This is a genomic window from Pandoraea anapnoica, from assembly GCF_902459765.1.
GTDB lineage: Bacteria > Pseudomonadota > Gammaproteobacteria > Burkholderiales > Burkholderiaceae > Pandoraea > Pandoraea anapnoica.
Map to the genome: position 1 here is coordinate 251,036 of NZ_CABPSP010000006.1, position 15,737 is coordinate 266,772.

General features: G+C 63.3%; 14 protein-coding genes and 1 pseudogene. 2 read left to right on the top strand and 13 right to left on the bottom strand.

The features are described 5' to 3' along the window. Positions 1-12: 12 nt before the first annotated feature. From aepY to PAN31117_RS27920, 6 genes and pseudogenes are all read right to left on the bottom strand, one after another. On the bottom strand, positions 13-1,200 hold the full coding sequence (aepY, locus tag PAN31117_RS12530; protein WP_150738473.1) for a phosphonopyruvate decarboxylase: 1,188 nt from the start codon (positions 1,198-1,200) through the stop codon (positions 13-15). Next, positions 1,193-2,902, bottom strand: a complete 1,710-nt coding sequence (gene aepX / locus PAN31117_RS12535) for a phosphoenolpyruvate mutase (protein WP_150738474.1) — start codon at positions 2,900-2,902, stop codon at positions 1,193-1,195. The genes aepY and aepX overlap by 8 nt, the downstream gene beginning before the upstream one ends. Continuing rightward, a complete protein-coding gene (locus tag PAN31117_RS12540; RefSeq protein ID WP_039399729.1) occupies positions 2,899-3,663 on the bottom strand; it encodes a phosphocholine cytidylyltransferase family protein in 765 nt (254 codons plus the stop codon). Before PAN31117_RS12540 ends, aepX begins: the two co-directional genes overlap by 4 nt. Positions 3,664-3,678: 15 nt before the next feature. Next, complete coding sequence (locus PAN31117_RS12545) at positions 3,679-4,701, bottom strand: flippase-like domain-containing protein (protein ID WP_039399728.1); 1,023 nt, start codon at positions 4,699-4,701, stop codon at positions 3,679-3,681. Beyond that, positions 4,702-5,451 carry a HalD/BesD family halogenase gene (locus PAN31117_RS27490; protein WP_442417692.1) on the bottom strand — a complete coding sequence of 250 codons (750 nt, stop codon included), beginning with the start codon at positions 5,449-5,451 and terminating at the stop codon, positions 4,702-4,704. 39 nt (positions 5,452-5,490) lie between these two features. Then, positions 5,491-6,207, bottom strand: a pseudogene (locus PAN31117_RS27920) (CDP-alcohol phosphatidyltransferase family protein); the annotation flags it as partial. Positions 6,208-6,597: 390 nt separating this feature from the next. Here PAN31117_RS27920 and PAN31117_RS12555 point away from each other — a divergent pair. Further along, the gene (locus tag PAN31117_RS12555) at positions 6,598-7,353 is read left to right on the top strand and encodes an SDR family oxidoreductase (RefSeq protein WP_150738476.1); all 756 of its coding nucleotides are present in this window, start codon (positions 6,598-6,600) and stop codon (positions 7,351-7,353) included. Between the two features lie 132 nt (positions 7,354-7,485). Here the strand turns inward: PAN31117_RS12555 and PAN31117_RS12560 are convergent, their stop codons facing one another. The 6 genes from PAN31117_RS12560 to PAN31117_RS12585 form a co-directional block, all read right to left on the bottom strand. Then, positions 7,486-7,833, bottom strand: a complete 348-nt coding sequence (locus PAN31117_RS12560; RefSeq protein ID WP_150738477.1) for a hypothetical protein — start codon at positions 7,831-7,833, stop codon at positions 7,486-7,488. A 191-nt stretch (positions 7,834-8,024) separates the two neighbouring features. Beyond that, positions 8,025-8,864: a siderophore-interacting protein gene (locus tag PAN31117_RS12565; RefSeq protein ID WP_150738478.1), complete on the bottom strand. Its 840-nt coding sequence runs from the start codon at positions 8,862-8,864 to the stop codon at positions 8,025-8,027. Next, positions 8,864-9,469, bottom strand: coding sequence for a PadR family transcriptional regulator (locus PAN31117_RS12570; RefSeq protein ID WP_246189049.1), 606 nt, complete (start codon positions 9,467-9,469; stop codon positions 8,864-8,866). The genes PAN31117_RS12565 and PAN31117_RS12570 overlap by 1 nt, the downstream gene beginning before the upstream one ends. Before the next feature lie 327 nt (positions 9,470-9,796). Next, complete coding sequence (locus tag PAN31117_RS12575; protein WP_150738516.1) at positions 9,797-10,594, bottom strand: transporter substrate-binding domain-containing protein; 798 nt, start codon at positions 10,592-10,594, stop codon at positions 9,797-9,799. 492 nt (positions 10,595-11,086) lie between these two features. Further along, positions 11,087-11,542 carry an HU family DNA-binding protein gene (locus PAN31117_RS12580; RefSeq protein WP_039403847.1) on the bottom strand — a complete coding sequence of 152 codons (456 nt, stop codon included), beginning with the start codon at positions 11,540-11,542 and terminating at the stop codon, positions 11,087-11,089. 346 nt (positions 11,543-11,888) lie between these two features. Then, positions 11,889-12,965 carry a hypothetical protein gene (locus PAN31117_RS12585; protein ID WP_150738480.1) on the bottom strand — a complete coding sequence of 359 codons (1,077 nt, stop codon included), beginning with the start codon at positions 12,963-12,965 and terminating at the stop codon, positions 11,889-11,891. 391 nt (positions 12,966-13,356) lie between these two features. Between PAN31117_RS12585 and PAN31117_RS12590 the strand changes: the two genes are divergently transcribed. Further along, entirely contained in the window at positions 13,357-14,613 is a 1,257-nt protein-coding gene (locus PAN31117_RS12590; RefSeq protein WP_150738481.1) for a sugar MFS transporter, read from the top strand. On the opposite strand, the gene pagP is transcribed toward PAN31117_RS12590, so the two are convergent. Then, positions 14,589-15,341, bottom strand: coding sequence for a lipid IV(A) palmitoyltransferase PagP (pagP, locus tag PAN31117_RS12595; RefSeq protein ID WP_150738482.1), 753 nt, complete (start codon positions 15,339-15,341; stop codon positions 14,589-14,591). The two genes, PAN31117_RS12590 and pagP, sit on opposite strands and share 25 nt — an antisense overlap. Between the last annotated feature and the right edge of the window lie 396 nt (positions 15,342-15,737).

Below are 15,737 nucleotides of genomic sequence, written 5' to 3' on the forward strand. Positions count from 1 at the left end.
AAGGGGGATCGCTCAGGCCGAAGCCTGTGCGCGTTGTGCAATATGGTCCATCAGTCGCGACTTCACGGCTTCCGGCGTCACCTTCGGACGCGGCAGGCCGTCCGGCGTGCCGGGGCGCGTCGTCAGACACGCGAAGCGCGGGCCGTCGTTCAGGCTATGGCTGCGGCCGTCGAACAACTGCTCGATGACGTCGAGCGTATCGCCTTCGAGCGCCAGGGCATAACCGCTGGCAGCGGCCACACCGGCGAACGACACCGTCGGCGAGACCGTCGCCTGTGCGCCGGTCGAGTCGTGCGAGGCGTTATCGAGCAGCAAATGAACGAGGTTCGACGGACCGTAAGCGCCCAGCGTCGCAAATGCGCCCATGCGCATGAGCGCCGCGCCGTCGCCGTCGAGCGCAACCACACGCAGGTCCGGACGCGCAAGCGCGAGGCCCAGTGCCAGTGTCGTCACGCATCCCATCGAGCCGACCATGTAGAGTTGGTTGGCGCGGTCGTCGAGGGCGTAGAGTTCGCGTCCGCAGAAGCCGGTCGACGCCAGCACCACGGTGCCTTCGAGCGGCGTATGCGCGATGACGCGGGCGAGGGCGTCGCGACGCGTTGGCATGTCCGACGGCGCAACACCGCGCATGACCGACACCGGTGCCGGTTGTGCGGGACGCACCGGGCGCTCCGACGGTTGCAGCGGGAACGGTGCCACGCTGCCCTTTTGCATCACGAGCGCGTAGGGGCGGCCGGTCTCGTCCATATGACGCACCGCGCGCTCCAGCGCCGGGGCAATCGCGTCGGGCTCGGTCGGGAACAGCTCCCAGGGCACTTCCATCAGGTCGAGCATGGCGGGCGTGATCGGACCCATGAGCGCGTGTTGCGGCTCGTCGGTAATGCCCGGCTGGCCGCGCCACGTCACGATCAGCAACTGTGGCAGACGGAACGTCCAGGTGAGCGACGTGAGCGGGCTGACAGCGTTGCCGAGGCCCGAGTTCTGCATCATCGTGACTGAGCGCGCACCACGGCCTTCGCCGAGCGTCGCGCCTGCTGCGATGGCGACTGCGTCGCCCTCGTTGGCCGCCGACAGGTAGTGCAGCGTCGGGTCTTGCAGCACGTAGTTGATGAACGGCGTGAGGAACGAACACGGCACGCCGGTGTACCAGGTGAAGCCGTGCTTGCGCGCGGCTTCGACGAACTGACCTGCCTCAATCACCTTGCGTCTCCGGAGCGGTGCCGCTGAACGGCGTCTGACCATGGGCGAAATCGGCCGCGCGGCGGAATTCTTCCATGTCGTTCACGCCGCGCCAGTGGCCGTGCACGTATTGCACTTCGATCTTTGCGCCATCGGCTGCCAGCGCGTTGATCAGTTCGGGCATGCCGAGCTGGTCGAAGTCGGCGCGCGCCTGAAGTGCGGCGAAAACGCGTTGGAGTTGCGCGCGGCCTTCGTCGCCACGCACACCGAGCAGACCGATCCAGCGGCCGTTGGGCGTGCGGCCCGCGTCCGAGGCGTCGCCGCTGATCTTTTCGAGCAGCACTTGCTGGCCGAACAGGCCGCGGTCGTCACCGGCCGAGCAATATGCGAAGTCGCGCACGCTGGCGTTCGCCGCGTTGGCGGTGACCGCCGCCGTGGAGTCGACCACGACGGTGAAGTCGGCGGCGTTCTCGACCAGATCGCGCACAATGTAGCTGCGGAACAGCAGGTCACCGTACGACACCACGGTGTCTTGCGTGAAGGCGTTGGCAACGCGTGCGAGCGAGGCCAGTTCGCCCGTCTCGGCGTGACGTTCATTGACAGCGAGCGTGATCCCGGCGGTGTCGATCGCGTCGGCACGATAGCCGCCCACGACCGTAATGTCGTTCACGTTCTGCTTCTTGAAGCCGTCGACCAGCCAGCGCAGCAGCGGCTTGCCCGCCACCGGCAGCATGACCTTCGGACGGTCGGTCGTCACGCTTTCCAGGTTCTTGCCACGGCTGGCGGCCAGCACGATGGCCGAGCGCGGTGCATTGGCGGCGGACAGGTAGCGGTCTTCGGCCTGCGTATACTCGTCGGCGTCTTGCAGACGGAAGATCTCGTCCACGGTGGCTACGCGGTCTTCGACGTTGATGAGCGTTTCGTTACGGTAAATCTCGGCGGCCACCGACTGCATGGCCGAGGTCGCGGCGCGCAACAGATGATTCGCCCAGATCACGAGGCTGATCCCGGCTTCGCGGAACACGTCGGTCGGCGTGCTGTAGTACTTCGTCGGCACGATCACCAGCGGGCAGCGGTTGCCCCACTCGCGTGCGAATTGCACGATTTCATCAGCGCGCTTGAGCTTGCTGTGGATCAGGATGGCGTCCGCCCCGGCCTGATGATAGGCCTCGGCACGACGCAAGGCTTCTTCCATGCCCCAGCCAGCGATCAGCGCTTCGACACGGGCGACGATGGAGAAATCGTCGTCGGCCTGCGAATCCTTGCCAGCCTTGATCTTGCCGCAGAACTCGTCGATGTCGGCCAGCGGCTGACGTTCGCCACCGATGAAGCTGTTGGTCTTCGGGAAGACCTTGTCTTCGATGCACACACCAGCAATGCCACGTTGTTCGAGCTTGCGCACGAGACGTCGCATGTTGTTGAAGTTGCCGTAGCCGGTGTCGCCATCGAGCAGGATCGGCAGATCGCTGGCGTCGGCCATGAATTCGAGGTTGTCGACGACCTGCGTCCAGCTGGCTTCGTTGTTGTCGCGAACGCCGAACTGCGCCGAAATGGTCAAACCGGACGCCCAGATGCCCTTGAAACCGGCTTCGCGCACGATACGCGCGGAAATGCCGTTGTGGGCTTCCATCAGGAATTCGAGCTGATTGCTGAGCAGCATGGCGCGCAGTTGTGCTGCGCGCGTGGCCGTCGGCGGAAGGGTAAATGCGTCGGGAGCGTTCATTCGGACACCATCGTGAGCGGTTCGAGTTGCGGCAGCACCTGATCGGCGGCGCGCTTCACATCTTCAGGGTAGTCGATTTCGATCCACGGGAAGCCTGTGACGTCGGCGGTTTCGAATTGCGCACCGCGCTCCAGCAGCAGATCGCGCACCGCTTCTTCGTGCGGCATCTTGGCGCGGCCCGATTCGACATAGTCGCGCGTGATTTCCGCCAGACGCGTTGCCGTCGCTTCGTTGAAACGGAAGAATCCGACGGACTCGCCGACGGTGTCGTATTCGAGGCCGACCATAACCTGTTTGCGCAGCTCGACCGGCACGCCGTCGCGCAGGCACAGCTTGACCGGCTCGTCGCCGACTTCGAAGTCGCGGTCGATGAGCAGACGGTTGGCGGTCTTGCCCGCCACGAGGGCGTTGAAAATGCGCTGGTCGTAGAGCACGTCCGCATCCATGACGAGCACGTCGCCACCGGCGGTCATGGCTTCGGCCGTGGTATGCAGCGTCAGCACGCTTCCCAGATTGAATTCCGGGTTGAGGTAAATCTTGGGACGCGGCGTCCAGTTCAGACGCTCCAGTTCCTCGCTCACTTGCTCGTGATGGAACCCGAGCGCGAGCACGACGTCCGTGATGCCGGCCGCTGCCAGCATGCGAAGGTGACGCTCCAGCAGCGACATGCCGTCGAACTTCAGCAGGCACTTGGGCGACTGCTTGTCTTCGGGCTGGAGCAAACGCAGGCCCATGCCTGCTGCGAGAATGATGGCCCGCATGGTCAATATCCTTCTTTAGAGCGGTGCAGTATCCGTGGCGGTGGGCAGCGGCACGCTTTGTTGCGCAGCGCGCTGACGACGCCAGCCACGTTCGGAGAAATGCAGATAGACGAGGCCCGGCACGCCGAGCAGTAGCTCGCGCGTACGTTTGGCCAGCGACAGGGCCAGCGCGGCGTCGGCCGGCAGACCCACGAGCGGGGCGAGCAGCAGGTAACCGCCTTCCTGCACGCCGAGCGAACCCGGCACGAAGAAGGCCGCACCGCGAATCGCCTGCCCGAGACTTTCAAGCAGCAGCGCGTCGACCCAGCTCACCGGATGCCCGATGAATTGCAGGATCAGCCAGACTTCGACGGTGCCGACGATCCAGCCCACGAGGCTGAGCAGAAAACTGGCGAGCACCTGACGGCGATGACCGTACATGCGCTGCACGATTTCGTCGACGGCATCCGCACGGTCGAGCAACGACGACCAGTCGCGCTTGGACGACATCTTCGAGAGCATGCGGAACGCCCAGCCGAAGATGCCACGACGCTGCGCGACATAGAACGCGTAGAGCAGGGCGGAGACGAGTGCCGTTGCGAGCAACATCGGCAGCCACAGGCTGTCGCTGGTGCTCTGCGTCGCGCTGATGCCGAACACGGCCAGGCCCAGCAGAGCGAAGACGATTTGTGCGACGGCTTGCAGCGTGGTGCTGACGGTAATGGCGGCGGCCGCTTCGCGACCGGCCATGCCGCGTTGTTTCATTTGACGCACCATCGCGATCGGGCCGCCGATCTGCCCGGCGGGCAGCAGGCTGTTGACCGATTCGCCGACCCAGCGCGTGAGCGTGGCGCGGCCGAGCGTGCACGACTTCGACACCAGCACCTGAATGGCGGCGGCGTCGAGCACCAGCGGCACGAGGTGGAAGGCGGCGATGGGCAGCAGGCCCCAGCCAGCGGCCGCCAGCGTGGACATCACCGATCCCGTGCCCTGCCAGATCAGCAGGGCGACGAAAAGGGCGAAACCGAGGGTAAGTGAGACGATGGCGGTCCGGTTCATTTAGCGTTTCGTCCGTCCAAAAATCTGACGAAACACTTGCCGGAAACCGAAGTAGGCAACCGCGTCCTTCATATTGGAGATGAAGCGCTGCCAGGTGCCCATGCGCGGGTCGGTCACATACTCGAACGTGAGCGAAATACGCTCCTCGTTATCGCCGAGCGGCGTGATCCGGTGATGCAGCTTGTCCCCGTCGAAGAACACCAGCGCGCCCGGCGGATACGCCACAGCGCCGTCGACTTGCGTCACGCCGGGGTTGCGCGTGTGCAGCCGGTATTCGAGCTTGCAGCTCGATTGGTCCACCACGCCGAGCAGCAGCGTGTAGCGGCGACCCTTGTAGTACGACGTGTCATAGTGCCAGCCGATGTGGTCACCCGGACGCGTGTAGTAATACAGCGCATACGCGTGCGGATCTTCCTGAGGCGACGGCAGGAGCTTCTCGCCTGCCAGACGTTCAAGGAACCCGATCAGGGCAGGCGAGCGGTACAGCTCGGCCACGAACGGAGCCAGCTCGTCGAGCGTATGACGGCTCACGCTGCCGCCCTGCTTGTGGCCGGGCAGATAGTTGCGGTTCACGTTCGGCGTGACGGCGCGCGCGGAGGCGATCAGTTGTTCGGTGACCGACTGCGGCAGGAACTTCTCCATATAGACGAAGGCGTCCTGCGACTTGAACTCACGCGTGACGCCGTCGAAGTCCACGGCGTCGAGGGCGCGTTCGATCTCGGCGTCTGCGGCAAACGCGGCGGGCGCCATCGGGGCGATCGGTGCGGCGGCCTGACTCGTCTCAGTCGTCTCAGCGTCAGCCTTCACCGGCAGCGGACGGCGCATCACGCGCACGTAATCGGCAACGACCAGCAGTGCGAAGAGCGGCGCGCCGATGGCGGCGGCGATCAGGAAACCGCGCGTGCCGTCGAACAGTGTGACGAGCGGCATCAGATACAGTACATCTTCCGTTTCGAAGCCGCCCACAGAGGCTTGCTGAGTCCCGGCCTTGCCCACACGCTCCTCAATGCGCATGCGCAGGAAGAAGATCAGGGCGACGGCGAAGCCGGCGATCCAGCCAAGCGCCGAGGCCGACAGCGGGACGGGCAGCGGGAAGTGACCGGGAGCCATCGCATCGACACCCATGCCGATGCCGCCAAACAACAGCACCGTGACGAAAGCGTCCGACGCGAGGTCGTAAAAGTGACCGATCCGGCTCGTCTTGCCGCTGATACGGGCAAGCTCGCCATCGGTGTGGTCGATGAAGTTCGAGAGCACAAGCAGCAGCGCGCCGAGATTGGCCATCGCATAGCCGCCCTTGGCGAATGCCCAGGCGCAAGCAAGCCCCACGATCAGACGAACGGTCGTGAGGTGATTCGGTGTCACCGCTGTACTCGCGAGCGGCGTGACCAGCCAGCGCGCGAGGCGGGCGTCGTATTGACGCGGGCGCGGCGGCACGGGACGTGCGGTTTTGCTTGTGGTCGGCGCAGCAGCAGGCGCCGAAATGATTTTCGGTATCGTTTCCATGAGGGGGGAATATATACCCATAAAGCGGTAATGTGCAGTGCACTTAAAACACCTGTACTTACCGCGACAACCTTGGCGATTCAGGGCATTGACGCGCGATAAACCTTGCGCTGCACTGCGGGCTGAGTGTTCCGAAGGGTCTGCAAATACCCCTAATTACTACGTTAGGCGATAGGCGTTCCGAGTTCGCGATTATATTCCGCAATACTCTATTTCGCTTTAGAGCCATCCGGCGTCCTTTTGACGCACCGAGTTGTGCCGGATAGACATAATCCCGGCCGTTTTGCCGTAAAAAACGACTTTTGGTCGGTATAGCGGCATTCAGGCGATGCGCGGATAATGGCGATCCCGTCGCTTTTTTTGCGGTGTCTTCCGACCGCACTTCTCCCAATGTCCCAAACGATTGCCATTCTTACCGGTGCTTCCCGTGGTCTTGGCGCGTCGCTCGCGCGCGGTTTGCTCGCGCCCGGCACCCAACTTGTGACGCTGGCACGTCGCACGGACGACGAACTCGCCGCGCTGGCCAGTGAAAAGGGCGCCAAGCTCGAACAGATCGCCATTGACCTCGCCGACACCGCTGCTACCGCCCGGACGGCCGAGCGCATCTTCGCCTCCCTGCCGTGCGACGCCGCCCGGTACCTGCTAATTAACAACGCCGGTACGGTGCACCCGGTGGCCAACTCGGCGGCACTCAACGATCCGGCGGCCATCGGCGCGGCGTTCGCGCTGAACGTGACGTCGGTCATGTTGCTGACGTCGCGCTTTCTCGCCGCCACGCAAGGGCTGACGGCCAAGCGCCAGATCGTGAACATCTCGTCGGGCGCTGGCCGCAACCCGAATGCCGGTTGGGCCGTCTACTGTTCGACGAAGGCGGCGCTGGATATGTATACGCGCGTGGTCAACGCCGAGCATCGCGAGCATGGCGTCCAGGCGATTTCGCTGGCGCCGGGCGTGGTCGACACCGGTATGCAGGAGACAATCCGCAGCAGCAGCGTCGAAAGCTTCCCGGCGTTGGCACGTTTTCAGGATCTCAAGGCGAGCGGCAAGCTGTCGTCGCCGGAAGACGTCGCCCGTCGCATTCTGACGCTGACCGAGCGCGACGACTTCGGTCAGACCGAAATCGACGACATCCGCAACTACGCGTAAAAGAACACCGGTCAGCGATTCGGCTGACCGGTGTCGTTTCAGCGCAGTACGGGTTGACCTAGCGTAATGGGAGTTCTGAGAGTTCAGCGCATGACGCGCATGACGCGCATGACGCATTACGCCGGGGACAGCCTATTGCTCCGTGCTGGTGACGAAGACGCTGCCGTTGCGCTCCGGCGCATAGAGAATCAGCGTGGGCGCGTGAATGTCGAAGGCGCGTTCGCAGGCTTCGTTGAACGAATCGAACTGCACGGCCCACGCGCCATTGCGCACATAGCAGTGCGTGATGGTGTCGGTGCGTCGGTCGAACTCCTGCCCGAGAAACACGCCCTGTGTGTAGCACCAGACGACGAACCCGTGAAAGTCCGCCTGTTCCGGCGCGCGAAAGACACGCCAGCGGGCGTCGTCCCGTCCGGCCTGACGCGCCGTCGCGCCCGCCGCCCAACGTTCGAAACCGTCGTGTCGTTTGCGTTGCTCCATGTCGTCGTACCCCCTATGGGTGAACCGCCCTCCGGGTGCCGAAATTCGACATCCCCGGGCGCGTTTTCATAGTCGGAATTTGTTCCTGGCATTTCTATCAGGCAATTCCGAAAGAAGGCAGGGAATTTCTCCAAAGGGACGAACGGGACTCCGCAGCTAACGTTGGGTGGGGGCGCGCAACCGGCGTGATCTCAGTCGTCCAGATTTTCGTGGACGGCCGCGTCGCCGCGCCGCCAGTAGGCCGCGGCCTTCACCCATTTCGGATTGAGTCCGCGCGCTTCGACCAGATGACGGCGTACTGCTTTCGCGACGCCTGCTTCGGCCGCCACCCACACATGCAGATCGCCCGCGGGCAGGCTGGCGACCTCAAGGGCGTCGATCAATGCGGTGCTCTGACCGGCAGGGGCGCCCTCGCGATAGATCCATTCCACGACCACGTCAGCTTCGCTCGTGAAGCGCAGGCGGTCGGCCGGGCTGTCGATTTCCGCGAAGACGAAGACCATTGCGCCAGCAGGCAACTCGGCCAGACGCCGCGAAATCGCGGGCAGCGCCGTGTCGTCGCCAATCAGCACGTAACCGTCGAAGTTCATCGGAATGACGAACGAGCCACGCGGGCCGCCGACACCGAGCTTGTCACCCGGTTTGGCCGAGCGTGCCCATTGCGTCGCCGGGCCCGATTCGTGCATCGCGAAATCGATCACGAGCGTTTTCGACACAGCGTCGTACTGACGCGGCGTGTAATCGCGCATGAGACGCGGCGCGTCGCCCGGCGCGGGCTTCGCCATGCCTTCGGGGCCGATCTGCGGCACGGCCAGTTCGCCGGTTTCCGGGGTCGGGAAGAACAGTTTGACGTGATCGTCGAAGCCGGGGCTATTGAAGCCTTCCAGATCGTCGCCACCGAGCGTCACGCGCAACATGTGCGGCGTGAGTGCTTCGACGCTGCGCACTTCCAGCAGACGGAATCGGAGTTCATGACGCACGCGCTGCGGCGTGCGATCAAGGGTGACGTTCGGTGCAGCGTTGTCTTGCATCAGAGTCGCTCCAGTTGTTGTGCTGCCGCGTCGAGAATCGCGGCAAACGCGTTGGCCTGCTCGGTCGTGAGCGGCTCGGCACCCAGACGCAAATGCACGGCATATTTGAAGTTGTGCAGCGCGCGCATGACTTGCGGAGGCATGTCCTCCGAGCGCTCGCGACGGGTGGCCAGCCGTGCCAGCAGTTCGGTGACGGAGTCCTCGTTCTCGGCCAGATATTCCCGGCCGGTGTCGGTGATCTCATACGACTTGCGCTGACTGTCGCCGGTGTTTTCCTGCACCCGGATGTAGCCCATTTCTTCAAGCAGTGTGAGCGTCGGGTAGACCACACCGGCGCTGGGGCTGTAGGTGCCGTTCACGCTTTCTTCAATGGCTTTGATCAGCTCGTAGCCGTGACGCGGTTGCTGCGAAATCAGGTGTAGCAGCACGAGACGCAGACCACCGTGGCTGAAGAGACGGCCGCCCCCACGTCCGCCACGACCGCCGCGCTCAGAGCGCTCGCCTCGGCCTTCGCCCTCGCGTGCGCCAAATCCGTCACCACCGCCGCGCCGTCCATGACGTGCACCGCGTCGTTCGTCGCCAAAATCCATTCTGTCCAGGTCCATAGGGCCTCGGCCCATGAAATCGCCACGTGATCCACGCATGATGCGACTCCTTATCGATGTATTTAAGACGTGTTTAAGATATATCTAAATTGCATCGAAAGCAAAATTATTTTTGCGGCGATGTGCCGGAGAATGCGCGAAAGCCACGTGGGATAAGGATTCAGGTGGGTTTTCGTCCGTGCGTTGCACAGCGGCACTGTCCGAAAACTATATCGAAATACCTATTTCGATAGTGGGGCGGGCGGCGCAGGCCCATCGCCCTTCGCCGGGGGATGTCCCGGACGATGGGCGATGAAAGCGGAGGCCGTGGAGTACGCGAGGGGAGACTTACTGCAAAGACGGCAGATCTGTCTGAAGCCACTTCCGATAGAGCTTGTTCAGTTCGCCGTTGGCGGTATTGCGCGTGACGAAGTCGTTGACGCTGGTGAGCAGTTCCGGCTGATTCGGACGCAGTGCGATGCCCATCGCCTGTTGCAGCAAATTGAACTTCGGCTCGAACTGATCCGGCGCACGCGTATTGATGACGTTCGCGACCGTCACCGAGCAACCGATGGCATCGACCTGACCGGAGAGCAGCGCTTGCATGGCCGCGGCGTCATCGTCGAAGCGGCGGATTTCGGTGCCCGGCGGCGCTGTCTTCGTGACGGCTGTGTCTTGCGTACTCGCGCGCGCCACGCTCACACGCAGCCCTTTCAGATCGGCGGCGGACTTGATCGACGTGCCTTTCTTGCCGAGCAGCAGGATCGTCGCGGCTGCGTAGGGTTTCGAGAACTGCACCTGTTTGGCGCGCTCGGGCGTGATCGCGAGCGATGCGACGAGCACGTCCACTTTTCCCGAGAGCAAATACGGAATCCGGTTTGGCCCTGTCACTGGCACGATGTTCAGCTTCACGCCGAGATCGTGCGCGAGCAACTTGGCGACGTCCGCGTCGTAGCCATCGGGCTGCGCCTGCGCGTTGGTCGTGCCATACGGCGGAAAGTCGATCAGCATGCCGACGTTGATCGTGCCCTTCTTCTTGATGTCGGCCACGGTTTGCGCGTGCGCGGGTGTCACGAAAAACGAAGCGGTGCCCGTGAGCAGACTGCCGAGTGTGCCGCCCAGCGAGCCGACAAAACCGGCAGGCATTGCAGCAACGCCCAGTGTGGTGAGGAAATTACGGCGCGACTTAACGTTGGGAGCGTCGAGAGAATTCGGGGGATCGGCCGGATGAGATGAACGCGATAGCGATGGCCGGGGACTTGCCGGGTGACGCGAAAACTTGCGGGTCATGAACGGATCTCCTGAGTTCGCGAGGACGTCGTCGGCGAGCGAGGGGGACGTGCGTTGCCGTGTCTTGTCGCGACGCGTCGTGTCCCGAGCGATGTTAGCGGTCGGTTCCGGATGCGTCCACTCAGCAAAAACCCCAGAGAAAACCCTTCCTGCAAGAGGGCCGATGCATGCCGCGCGCATTGTTGAGGACGACGAAGTCAGTCGTCGGGGTGCAGTGAATGTCCGACGAACGTCCGACGTCAGGGCGAAAAAAAACGGTGCCGAAGTGTCGGCACCGTCTTCCGGGACTACTGTCAGATCCTGTCGATTCGCGCCGCCGTGAGGCTCACGACAACGCGATGGCAAGACTTACTGAGCGGCGTCCTTGACCTTCTTCAGCGGGCGAACCTTCACGCGCACCGAAGCCGGCTTTGCCGGGAACCAACGCTCTTCACCCGTGAACGGGTCCTTGCCGAAACGCTTCGCCTTGGCAGCGATTTGTTGCGACGTGACCTTGAACAGGCCGTGCAGCGTGAATTCGCCTGCGCCCTTCTTGTGCAGGGCGCTGACGATCGTGGTTTCGAGAGCGGCGAGCACAGCCTTGACGTCCTTGACGGCGACAGCCGAGGTTTCGGCGATGTGTGCTGCGAGCTGGGTCTTGTTGAGTGCTTCCTTGATCGGCGAAACCTTAGCGGCTGCCTTCGGAGCAGCCTTCGGGGCTGCCTTCGGTGCTGCTGCCTTTTTCGCTGCCGGAGCCTTCTTTGCTACCGGAGCCTTCTTCGCCGCAGGGGCCTTCTTTGCTGCTGCTTTCTTTGCCGTTGCCATATCGATCCAATCGATGAGAATAAGAAAGTGCCGTCGGAGAACGGCCACCCGAATGATACGTCTTGCTGCGCCGACGATTCTACCTAAGAAATCGCTTTGTGCGAGTAGTGCGCGCATTATGTTGCGCGCTTGCCGCACAAGGCTGAGCGGCGAAAATCGCGACATTTCGATTCGCTGCTTTCACGTGCCGGGAATTTCTTCTCGCGACGGCGAATCGGTTGTCCGGTTTTTACCCGTCTTTCAGCGCATTTTTCGACGCGAATTTTTACGCGATTTTTGCGCGGCGTCTGCCGGATGATCCGATGCAAACGCCGCTTCGCGCGAAGGCTCAATCGTCCCGAAACCCTCAGAAACGCTGCATTTCGCAGGTTTCGCAGCGTCCGTCGTCGTTGCACCAGGCGTCGGTGAGTGTGGTGCCGTCGGGGCCGAAAGTGATGTCGTGCTTCGCACCATAACTGCCCGCGAGTTGCAAACGATCGCCTGCGAGCGTGCCCTGCACGGTAGTGTGAACATTGGGTTCGACGTCGTCGACGCTGCCCGTCACTTGTGAACCGTTAAGTGCGAGCGCCATCAGACGCGTCATCGGCTTGCCGAAAAGTCCCCACCACGGCGGTGCGTTCGTGCACAGACCGCGCCAGCGTCCCGACGGATTTACCAGGCGCAACGGCGTCGGTGCGCTGGTCTGCACGGCAACGGTGCCCGGAGGAATCGGTGGCGTCACGAGCGTCGTACCTGCAGGTGCCGGTGCGTTGATGGCCGCCACATCGCGGGCGACTTCCGGAGATTCGAGCGTGCCTGCAGCGTTGACGGCGGTCAGCCCTGCTGTGTCGCCGATGGTGCTGGGCAGCGGCGTGTCCTGCGGTGCCGTCGCCGCGATGTTCGCGTTTTGCGCGGCGGTCGCAGGCGGCGCATAGGTGCTTACTCCCGGTGCAGCGGGGGCCGAAGTCGCCGGGGCGGCCGGTGCGGGCGCAACGCTGAAGGTGCCCGATGCGCCGTCGACGCGAGCCATGTCGGCGCTCAGACCGTCGTTCGGTACGGGCGCTGCGGCGGCCGCACACACGTGGCAAGACATGTGCGAAAGACTGTTGCGCGTCAGCGGGCGCGTGCCGTACAGACGCTGACTGCCTTGCGTGCCGTCACGCAGGATCGTGACGTAGGGCGTGTCGTCGAGCTGGTAATCGACCTTGGCGCAGGAGGGCGCGTCCGTCATCAGCGTGACGTCAGCGGAAAACACGCCGTTGAGAGCACGCGTCGGAAGGACCGACACCGACGCCGAACAATCGGCGATGATCTGCGCGCAATTACACGCGGCGACCGGCGCGCGCGAGGTGCCCGCGGTCTGTGCCTGCGCGTGACTGATCGCGCCGAGTGCGCCCGCGACGAGCCAACCCGTCGCCAATCCCAAAAACTTGAAACCCCGCATGTTGTTTCCCCAATGTCGCGGCATGTCCTATGCTGCGGATAGTCAATCAAAAGACGTCGGCTGACAATAGCCGAAAGCGGCGAAAAACAAGGAAGAAAGGGCGCTGTTCGACGGATGACGAGGGGCCGCGCAACATCGTGGCGTCACGCAAAATTCGGATTCCTCTCGTATCCCAGCATCGATAGTGCGGTCTACACTGCGCAGACCGGCCCCCTTCATGGCGTTTTCAACGTGCTCTGCCGTTGTCCACTGGAGACCCTGCATGCCTGTCGACCGCACGCGCGACCCCGGCGATTCCGCTCACGCTTCCGAGTCCGCTTCTGCTCCCGCTTCCCGCACGTCTTCACCTGCTTCCGGTTCTGCTTTCTCTGTTTTTTCCTCTGCTTCCCCTATGCCTTCCGCGAATCGCGTGCTCGCGATGCTCGCGGCGCTCTTCTTCGCAATGGGGCTCATTACGTCGCTGAACGATATTCTGGTGCCGCACTTCAAGGCGGCCTTCGATCTGACTTACCGCGATGCGGCGCTCATCCAATCGAGCTTCTTTGCTGCGTACTTCGTTGTGTCTTACCCTGCGGGTCAATACACCGCCCGCGTGGGCTACCGGCGCGCGCTCGCCACTTCGCTCTGGCTGGCGGGCCTCGGCTGTGCGCTGTTTTTTCCGGCGTCGGCGCTCGTCTCCTACCCGTGCTTTCTCGCGGCGCTCTTCGTGCTCGCGAGCGGCATCACGTTGCTTCAGGTCGCCGTGAACGCTTACGTCGAGACACTCGGCTCGCGTGGCGAAGCGGCGAGCCGCCTCACGCTGGTGCAGGCGTTCAACTCACTGGGCACCACCGTCGGACCCCCGCTCGCGGCGCTCTGGATACTCGCGCCGCAGGCTTCGGGGATGACCGGTCATGCCGTGGACAGTGTGCGTGGCCCGTATGGCTTGCTCGCGGCAGTGCTGGCGCTCGGCGGTGTTGTGCTGTGGCGTCTGACGTTGCCGGAGCAACGCGCGGAGACCGCCGCATCGCCCGGTTTGCTCGGTAACGTTCACAGCTTGTTGTCGCATCGTCCCTTGCGTTACGGCATCGTGGCGCTATTTCTTTATGTCGGCGCGGAAGTGAGTATCGGAAGTTTTCTGATCGTCTATCTGACGCACACGGGGACGGGCATCGTCGATCACGCGCATGCGAGCCGCTATCTGGCGTTCTATTGGGGTGGGGCGATGGTGGGCCGTTTCGCAGGCGCGTGGCTGCTGCGCAAGGTGTCGCCGGGCAAGTTGCTCGGTCTGTGCGCGCTCTACAACCTGATGCTGATCCTCGCGTCGCTGATGTTGCCGGGTGCGATTGCCATGTGGTTGCTGCTGGCGTGCGGTCTGGGCAACGCGATCATGTTCCCGACGATCTTCTCGTTATCGGTTGGCGGGCTTGGCGCGCGTGTGAGCGAGGGCGGTGGGCTGATTTGCATGGCCATCGTGGGCGGCGCGATCCTGCCTTATTTGCAGGGGGCGTTGGCCGATGGCCTTGGGATCGTGCTGTCGTTTCTGGTGCCCGCGCTGGCGTACTGCTACATCGCAGGCTTCGGGGCATGGTGCGCGCGCACCATGCCGGAGAGGGACATATCGGGAGATGGGGCTGCCGACAATCAGCCCTGCTTGCCGAACGTGTAGCGTCCGAAGATGAACAGCACGTTGCCGTTGCGCTTGCCGCCGGGAACGTAGGCGGTGGCGACGGCGGCGCGTCCGAGACCCACTTCGGCCAACGGCAGCGCGGCCGGGAAGGGCACGCCGCCAAGCGTGTCGGAGCGCGACATCAGGAAGACGGTATAGCCCAGACCGAATCGCACCGGCCCCGCGTTCGCGACGTTCCAGATGCGTCCATAGCCCGCCATCGGCGACCAGTCGTTGTGCGAGTCCTTGAAGGCCATCGCATACAGCATGCGCGAACCGTTCTTGCCGTCGGAGAGTACACGTCCGTAGCCCAGACCCCATGGGTTTTCGTTGTATTGCGCGATCTTCTCGCTTGTATACGCGAACCGTAGATGATGGGTATGCAGCGGCACGTAAAGCTCGCTAGCCCCTTCGCTGGCGATCTCCCGAAACTCATCGGCAATGGCGCCCGTCCACGTCGAGATTACGCCGAGGGAGTCGTCGGCATGCGCGGCGAGTGGCGTGAGCAATGCGGCGACGCAAGCGACGGCGACGCGCAGCGACGTCATCGAAATGACGAGGGCAAAGCGCGAAGCATGCGACGGCAGCGAGACGAACGCACCAAGCGGTGAATGAAGTCGCGAACTCAGGCTGAACGCGCGGCAGTGAGAAGTCCGGGGAAATGGGGCAAGCGGTGCGAGTGAAATCGATGGCGCGAGCCGCCCGGTGAATTGGGGGTTCGTAGTCATGGTTGCGTGAGTTATTGCGAGGTGACGTTCCGGTCGCGAGGCCGGCGGACCGAACCTGCGAACGTAACCGCAGTGCGACGGAGGGTTAATCAAGTGCCCTCCATACGCTCATGACTAGACCGCGCCCGCAGCGCGAAAGTTCTTTCGCTTGCGCTCCTTGGGTTGATGTGACGTGAATGCCCGTTGCGAGAGCCGCCATTGACCGAACCTGCTGCGCGACAAAGAAGTCCTTTTACGTCAAAGAGATACTGCGGATATCGACGCGTTATTCACCGGGTTGTGAACATTTTCTGTGGATAACGTGACGATGCACCTGTGTGACCCGAAGACATCGCCCGCGACGTGGGAGATGTCCTGGCGTGCTCACGCCATGGCGCAGCAAATGCGCGCGACATT